Here is a 6,625-nt window from a genome sequence, read left to right as displayed (position 1 = left end):
CAGCGGGGGGTACCCGCGGCCGCGGGGCCGCGGGCCCCCCCCCCGGCGGCCGCCGGCCGCCGGCCCCCCCGGCCGCGCCCCGCGCCCCCCCCCCCCCCCGGGCGGCCCGCCCCGCGGGCCTCTCTTCCGCGGTGCGGGACAGGGCGGAGCCGCGCAACGGCGGGACGCGGGGCAGGCGCCCGCCCCGGCCGCGTCACACCCGGCGGAGCGCTTCGGCCAGGGGTCCGTCGCCCGTCACGCCGACGCTCCGCTCGCGCAGCGCGTCGAGCAGCGTCAGGGCTCCCCGGTTCATGGCCTCGCACGCGCGCGCGTCCGGCGCCAGACGGGCGTCCGGCTCCCGCGGGGCCGGCCCGTCGCCGTAGAGCGGACCCTCCCCGGCACCGAGCCACACATGGAACAGGCCTTCGTCCAGGCGGACTTCGACCAGCCCTTCCCCCGCCCCGGCGGCGTCCAGCTGGCGCAGCAGCGGCAGCGCGAACCAGTGGGCCCGTACGGCGTCGGTGGGCCGCGGCTCGCCCAGCGCGGGCGCGCCCCACTCCCCGAGCGCCTGGAGGACGGGCAGCAGATCCCTTCCGCGGGCGGTGAGTTCGTAGACGTAGGCGGCGCCGGGAGGCGGCAGACGCCGACGGCCGGCCAGCCCGTCGCGCTCCATGTCCTTGAGCCGGGAGGCGAGGACGTCGGTGCTGACGCCCGGCAGATCGGCGTGCAGATCGGTGTACCGGCGCGGTCCGCCGAGCAGTTCGCGGACGATCAGGAGGGTCCACCGGTCCCCGACCGCGTCGAGGGCACGGGCGGCGGAACAGTACTGGTCGTAGCTTCGGCGCACTGGCATGCGAGGCAGTCTAGCTATCTTGTTGGACTTTCCAAGCTCATACTTGGTAAAACCAAGCAACACCACAACCGGAGGGCGCAGCGCATGGAGTTCCGGCAGTCGAGCAAGCTCAGCGAGGTCTGTTACGAGATCCGCGGCCCGGTGATCGAGCACGCCGACGCACTGGAGGCGGCGGGCCACAGTGTGCTGCGCCTGAACACCGGCAACCCCGCCCTGTTCGGTTTCGAGGCGCCGGAGGAGATCCTCCAGGACATGATCCGGATGCTGCCCCGGGCGCACGGCTACACCGACTCGCGCGGCATCCTGTCCGCCCGCCGTGCCGTCGCCCAGCGCTACCAGGACCGGGGCCTGGACGTCGGCGTGGACGACGTCTTCCTCGGCAACGGCGTCTCGGAACTGATCTCCATGGCCGTGCAGGCCCTGATCGAGGACGGCGACGAAGTCCTCGTCCCCGCCCCGGACTACCCGCTGTGGACCGCCGTCACGACCCTCGCCGGCGGCAAGGCGGTCCACTACCTCTGCGACGAACAGGCCGACTGGTACCCGGACCTGGACGACATGGCGGCGAAGATCACCGACCGGACCCGCGCGGTCGTCATCATCAACCCCAACAACCCCACGGGCGCGGTCTATCCGAAGGAGATCGTCGAGGGCATCCTCGATCTCGCGCGCCGGCACGGCCTGATGGTCCTCGCCGACGAGGTCTACGACCAGATCCTGTACGACGACGCCGTGCACCAGTCGGCCGCGGCCCTCGCCCCCGACCTGGTGGTCCTCACCTTCTGCGGCCTCTCGAAGACCTACCGCGTCGCCGGCTTCCGTTCCGGCTGGCTGGTCGTCACGGGCCCCAAGCAGCACGCGCGCAGCTATCTGGAGGGGCTGACGATGCTGGCCTCCATGCGGCTGTGCGCCAACGCCCCCGCGCAGTACGCCATCCAGGCCGCGCTCGGCGGCCGCCAGTCGATCCACGAGCTGACCGCGCCGGGCGGCCGCCTCCGCGAACAGCGCGACCTCGCCTGGCAGAAGCTCAACGAGATCCCCGGCATCTCGTGCGTCAAGCCCAAGGGCGCGCTGTACGCGTTCCCGCGCATCGACCCCGCCGTGTATCCGATCCACGACGACGAGAAGTTCGTCCTCGACCTGCTGCTGCGCGAGAAGATCCAGGTCGTGCAGGGCACCGGGTTCAACTGGTCGCGGCCCGACCACTTCCGCATCCTGACCCTCCCGCACGCCGACGTCCTGGACGCGGCGATCAGCCGGATCGGGCGGTTCCTGAGCGGCTACCGGCAGGAGAAGGGCTGAGGAACCGGGTGGGCCGACCGGAGGATCCGGGGCTGCGGCCGCGCCCGCCCGGTGGCACCGTACGAGGGACGGCGGCGGACACGGGGACGGAAAGGGCGCGGCGATGGGTGACCTGCTCCTCGTACGGCACGGTGAGACCGAGTGGTCGATGTCCGGGCGGCACACGGGCTCGACCGACGTCCCGTTGACCGACAACGGCCGCGAACAGGCCCGGCGGCTCCGTCCGCTGATCGCCCGGCACCACATCGCGGCCGCGTTCGTCAGCCCGATGCGCCGGGCGCGGGAGACGGCCGAGCTGGCCGGGATCGGCCGCGCGCGCGTCGACGCGGACCTGCGCGAGTGGGACTACGGCGGGTACGAGGGGGTCACGACCGTCGAGATCCACCGGGAGCGGCCCGACTGGTTCCTGTTCACCGACGGCGTCTCCCCCGGGCCGCCCGAACACCCGGGGGAGAGCCCGGACGAGGTCGGGGCGCGCGCCGAGCGGGTGCTGGCCCGGATCGACGCGGCGCTCTCCGAGTCGGAGGGCAGCGTGGTCGTCGTCTCGCACGGCCACTTCCTGCGGGTGCTGACCGCGCGGCGGCTCGGTCTGAGCGCCGAGTCCGGTGCCCTCTTCCAGCTCGCCACCGGGACGATGAGCCGGCTCAGCACGGAGCACCGCCGGCATGTCGTGGCCGGCTGGAATGTCAGACCCGACGCGTACTGTTCCCATGACTTCCTCTCCTCGGCGGGAGAGGGAGCGGAGGAACACTGAGCCGCGGCCGGGCCGGAGCGCCGTGGCACCACCGGGTGGTGGAGGGAGCGCGCCGTGACACGACCGCCGACCGCCGCGCAGCGGCGCGTCATCGAGGCGGCCGACCCCGTGACCGGGCGCCTGAGGGGCACGGAGGCCCAGCTCGCCGCCCTGGTGAAGCGCGGGCTCGCCTTCCGCCATCCCCGTCCCCCGCGCGACCACTTCCTGACCCCCGCCGGGCACCGGCTGCGCGAGACGCCCGGCGCTCCGGACGATGCCGGCGCTCCGGATCCGTCCACTCCGGCGGCGTCGGGGGTGTTCGCGGCGCGGATCGGCGGCGAGGAGGGGCCCGAGGCGGGCCCCGCGCGGCTGAGAGAGGTGCGCGGCGCCTGGCAGGGGCTCCTGGAGCTGCGCCGGATGACCCGTCCGGACGGCGCGACCGACCTTCCGTGCGCCTGGGAGCGTACGCATCTGGTGCAGGCCGCGGCGCTCGCGCTGGAGGCGGCCGGGCACCGGCCCGCCGGAGCGGAGGGCGGGGGCTACCGGGTACGGCCGACACCGCAGCCGGAGGCCGTCGCCGTGCACGAGCCGGACCCCGGGGCGCTGCGGGCCTGCGCGGCGGCCCTGGAGAAGGCGGGCTGGCAGGCCGGTGAGCACACGGAGCCGCGCACGGGCGCCCGGTACGTCCTGGCCTCACCCCGGCGGGCGTGAGACCCGCCGGGGGCACCGTTCAAGCCGTTGACGCCGTCAGAGTCGTCACAGTCGTCGCAGTCGTCGCAGTGATCGAGAGGACAGTCGTGGCAGAACCGTTTTCCGTCCCCGTGACCGTTCGCGGGTACGAGACCGATGTGCAGGGGCATCTCAACCAGAGCGTGTATCTCCAGTACGCCGAGCACGCCCGCTGGTCGCTGTTGCACGCGTCCGGGATCAGTCAGGCCGATCTGGCGGCCCGCGGGGTGGGCCCTGTCGTGCTGGAGACGACCATCCGCTACCGGCGTGAACTGCTCGCGGGCGACGACGTCGAGGTCACGTGCGCCTTCCTCTGGGGTACGGGCAAGAGCTTCCGCGTGGAGCAGACCATCATCAAGGCGGACGGCACGGTGGCCGCCGAGATCACGGCGGTCGGCGGCCTGATGGACCTCACGGAACGCAGACTGCTGCCCGACGCCCGGAAGCACTTCGCGTCGATGGCCACCGACCCGGCCTTCTACGAGAGCTGAGCCCCGCGCCTCTCTCCGGGCCCGACCCGCGAGCGCGGCGGCTCTCCGGTGACCCGACCGGCCTGAACCGACCGGCAGGCCCTGACGGCCTCGTGCACGGCCGACCGTGCACGAGGTCGTCAGGCGTCGAGCAACTCCGGCCGGTGCTCTGCGTCGTAGGCCGCGCGGGACTCGGCGATGGTGACGCGGTTCCGCTCGGCCCAGTCGGTCAGGGAAAGCAGAGTGGCGTGCAACTCCCGTGCCACCGGGGTCAGTTCGTACTCCACCTTCGGCGGCACCGTGGGATGCACGGTGCGGGTGACGAGGCCGTCGCGTTCGAGATTGCGCAGGGTCAGCGTCAGCATCCGGCGGCTGATCCCCTCGATGCTGCGCTCCAGTTCCGTGAAGCGGATCGGACCGTGCGCGGCGGCCACGATGATCAGCACGCTCCATTTTCCCGCGACCCTGTCAAGAACCTCGCGGACCGGGCACGCCTGCGCGAGCACTGCCTGCGAGGTAACACCGGTGTTCCCCTGGGACATCGAAGTGCCTCCTTACGCCGGTCTCCATGGTCACTGACGATGTACCCCGTTACAAGTCGTGCACCAAGGGAGAACGTCCATGGATCCGACACCGTCCATGGAGAACACGGAGGTCACCGTCATGCTGCCCCGGACCGGACCGGCGAACCCGTCGGCACCCCGAACACACTCCAGGTGGGCCGCGCTCGCCGTCCTGTGCGCGGGCACGCTGATGACGATCCTGGACGGGAACATCGTCACCGTGGCCATGCCCGCGATCCAGGGGGACCTCGGCTTCTCCGCTCCCGGGCTCGCCTGGGTCGTGAACGCCTATCTGATCCCGTTCGGCGGACTGCTGCTGCTCGCGGGAAGGCTCGGCGACCTGGTGGGCCGCAGGCGGATGTTCACGGCCGGCCTCGCGGTGTTCACGGCGGCGTCCGTGCTGTGCGGGATCGCCGACGGGCAGGGCACGCTGATCGCCGCCCGCGCCCTCCAGGGCGTCGGCGGGGCGATGACCTCGGCCGTCGTCCTCGGCATGTTGGTGGCACTCTTCCCCGAGCCCCGCGAACAGGGCCGCGCCATCGCGGTGTTCAGCGCGGTCGGTGCCGCGGGCGGGGCGCTCGGCACCTTCCTCGGCGGTGCGCTGACGCAGACCCTCGGCTGGCACTGGATCTTTCTGATCAACCTGCCGATCGGCGTGTCGGCCTGGGTCGCCGCGCTCCGGATCCTCGCCCCCGACAAGGGGTCCGGCCTCGGACGGGGCGCCGACTTCCCCGGCGCCGCGCTGGTCACCGGCGCTCTGATGCTGACCGTGTACACGATCGTCGGCGCCGACGAGCGGGGCCTCGGCGGCACCCTCGCCCTCGGCGCGCTCGCCCTCGCCCTCTTCGCCGGGTTCACCGTCCGTCAGGCGCGGGCGGCCCGCCCCCTGCTGCGGCTGCGCCTGCTGCGCTCCCGGACCCTGGCGAGCGCGAACGGCGTGCAGATCCTGATGATCGCCGGGATGTACGGCTTCCAGTACATCGGCGCCCTCTACCTCCAACGGGTTCTCGGCTACGGCGAGTTGCTCACCGGAACGGCGTTCCTGCCCGCACCGGTGGTCATCGGCGCGCTGATGCTGAGTCTGTCGGCGCGCACGGTCGCCCGCTTCGGCCCGTACCGCGTCCTGCTCGCCGGACTCGCCCTCGTCACGGCCGGTCTGGCCCTGCTGGGCCGCGTCCCGACCGAGGGGGTGTACCTCACCGACGTGCTGCCCGCGCTCCTCCTGCTCTCCGCGGGGTTCGCGGCCGCGATGCCCGCGGTGACGGGACTCGCGATGTCGGGGGCCCGCTCCGAGGACGCGGGCCTGGCCTCCGGACTCTTCAACACCACACAGGTGGTCGGGGGTTCACTGGGTCTCGCCGTGCTGACGACACTGGCGGCGAGCCGCACCGAGCGCCTGACCGGCGCGGGCGAGGACGCCGTGGCGGCGACGGCGGACGGCTACCGGCTGGCGTTCACCGTGGCCGCGGCTGTCGCGGCCACGGCCCTGGTCCTCGCCGCCGCTCTGCTGCGGCCCCGGCGAGACCCCTCGGCCTTCCCGCGGGCTGCGGAAGCCGAACCGGTGCGGAGCCCGGAGCCGCGGACCGGGGCCGTCACGGAGGAAGTCCCGGCGGAGACCCCGGAGACAGGAACTCAGGCCACCACGGACGAGCCGTCCACGGGGCGGGGGGCCGCGCCCGCCACGCGCTAGGACCTGTCCGGTCGATCACGGCGCAGACGCGGGGTGTGGCACGCACATCTGCGCTCACCAGGGAGCGTCGGCATCCTCCACCGTGATCGGCCGGACAGGTCCTAGCCGGTGCACGGTTCAGCCCGACACCGGTGCCGCCCGGCCCGCGCCGGCGCCAACCGATCCGACCCCGGCGCCACCCCGGCCCGGCGCCGACGCCGACCCGCCGCACCCCCGCCGCCACCCCGTCCCGGCCCCGCTGTCGAACCAGCGAAGGGCCAACTCCCTTTCCCCCGACGGGTGTACGCCGCCTCCGAACTCTGGTAG

The 6,625-nt window shown here is 73.3% G+C and carries 7 protein-coding genes; 5 read left to right on the top strand and 2 right to left on the bottom strand.

From position 1 onward, the window contains the following. Positions 1-193: 193 nt before the first annotated feature. Complete coding sequence (locus tag ACFYW9_RS21695) at positions 194-832, bottom strand: winged helix-turn-helix transcriptional regulator (RefSeq protein ID WP_389152645.1); 639 nt, start codon at positions 830-832, stop codon at positions 194-196. 84 nt (positions 833-916) lie between these two features. On the opposite strand from ACFYW9_RS21695, the gene ACFYW9_RS21690 reads away from it, so the two are divergent. The 4 genes from ACFYW9_RS21690 to ACFYW9_RS21675 all read left to right on the top strand — a co-directional run bounded on the left by ACFYW9_RS21690 (position 917) and on the right by ACFYW9_RS21675 (position 4,087). Continuing rightward, positions 917-2,134: a pyridoxal phosphate-dependent aminotransferase gene (locus tag ACFYW9_RS21690; RefSeq protein ID WP_351861067.1), complete on the top strand. Its 1,218-nt coding sequence runs from the start codon at positions 917-919 to the stop codon at positions 2,132-2,134. 103 nt (positions 2,135-2,237) lie between these two features. Next, positions 2,238-2,888 (top strand): histidine phosphatase family protein, encoded by a 651-nt coding sequence (locus ACFYW9_RS21685; protein WP_389152641.1) that lies wholly within the window; start codon positions 2,238-2,240, stop codon positions 2,886-2,888. Positions 2,889-2,942: 54 nt separating this feature from the next. Continuing rightward, positions 2,943-3,578, top strand: coding sequence for a hypothetical protein (locus ACFYW9_RS21680; protein WP_389152638.1), 636 nt, complete (start codon positions 2,943-2,945; stop codon positions 3,576-3,578). 86 nt (positions 3,579-3,664) lie between these two features. Further along, positions 3,665-4,087, top strand: a complete 423-nt coding sequence (locus ACFYW9_RS21675) for an acyl-CoA thioesterase (RefSeq protein WP_351861073.1) — start codon at positions 3,665-3,667, stop codon at positions 4,085-4,087. Positions 4,088-4,206: 119 nt separating this feature from the next. Here the strand turns inward: ACFYW9_RS21675 and ACFYW9_RS21670 are convergent, their stop codons facing one another. After that, positions 4,207-4,608 (bottom strand): helix-turn-helix domain-containing protein, encoded by a 402-nt coding sequence (locus tag ACFYW9_RS21670; RefSeq protein WP_326784745.1) that lies wholly within the window; start codon positions 4,606-4,608, stop codon positions 4,207-4,209. 211 nt (positions 4,609-4,819) lie between these two features. Here ACFYW9_RS21670 and ACFYW9_RS21665 point away from each other — a divergent pair, with 211 nt between their 5' ends. After that, a complete protein-coding gene (locus tag ACFYW9_RS21665; protein ID WP_389152665.1) occupies positions 4,820-6,319 on the top strand; it encodes an MFS transporter in 1,500 nt (499 codons plus the stop codon). Positions 6,320-6,625 lie beyond the last annotated feature (306 nt).

It is taken from the genome of Streptomyces sp. NPDC002698 (assembly GCF_042888945.1).
GTDB lineage: Bacteria > Actinomycetota > Actinomycetes > Streptomycetales > Streptomycetaceae > Streptomyces.
This window is presented reverse-complemented; position numbering and strand designations above follow the sequence as displayed.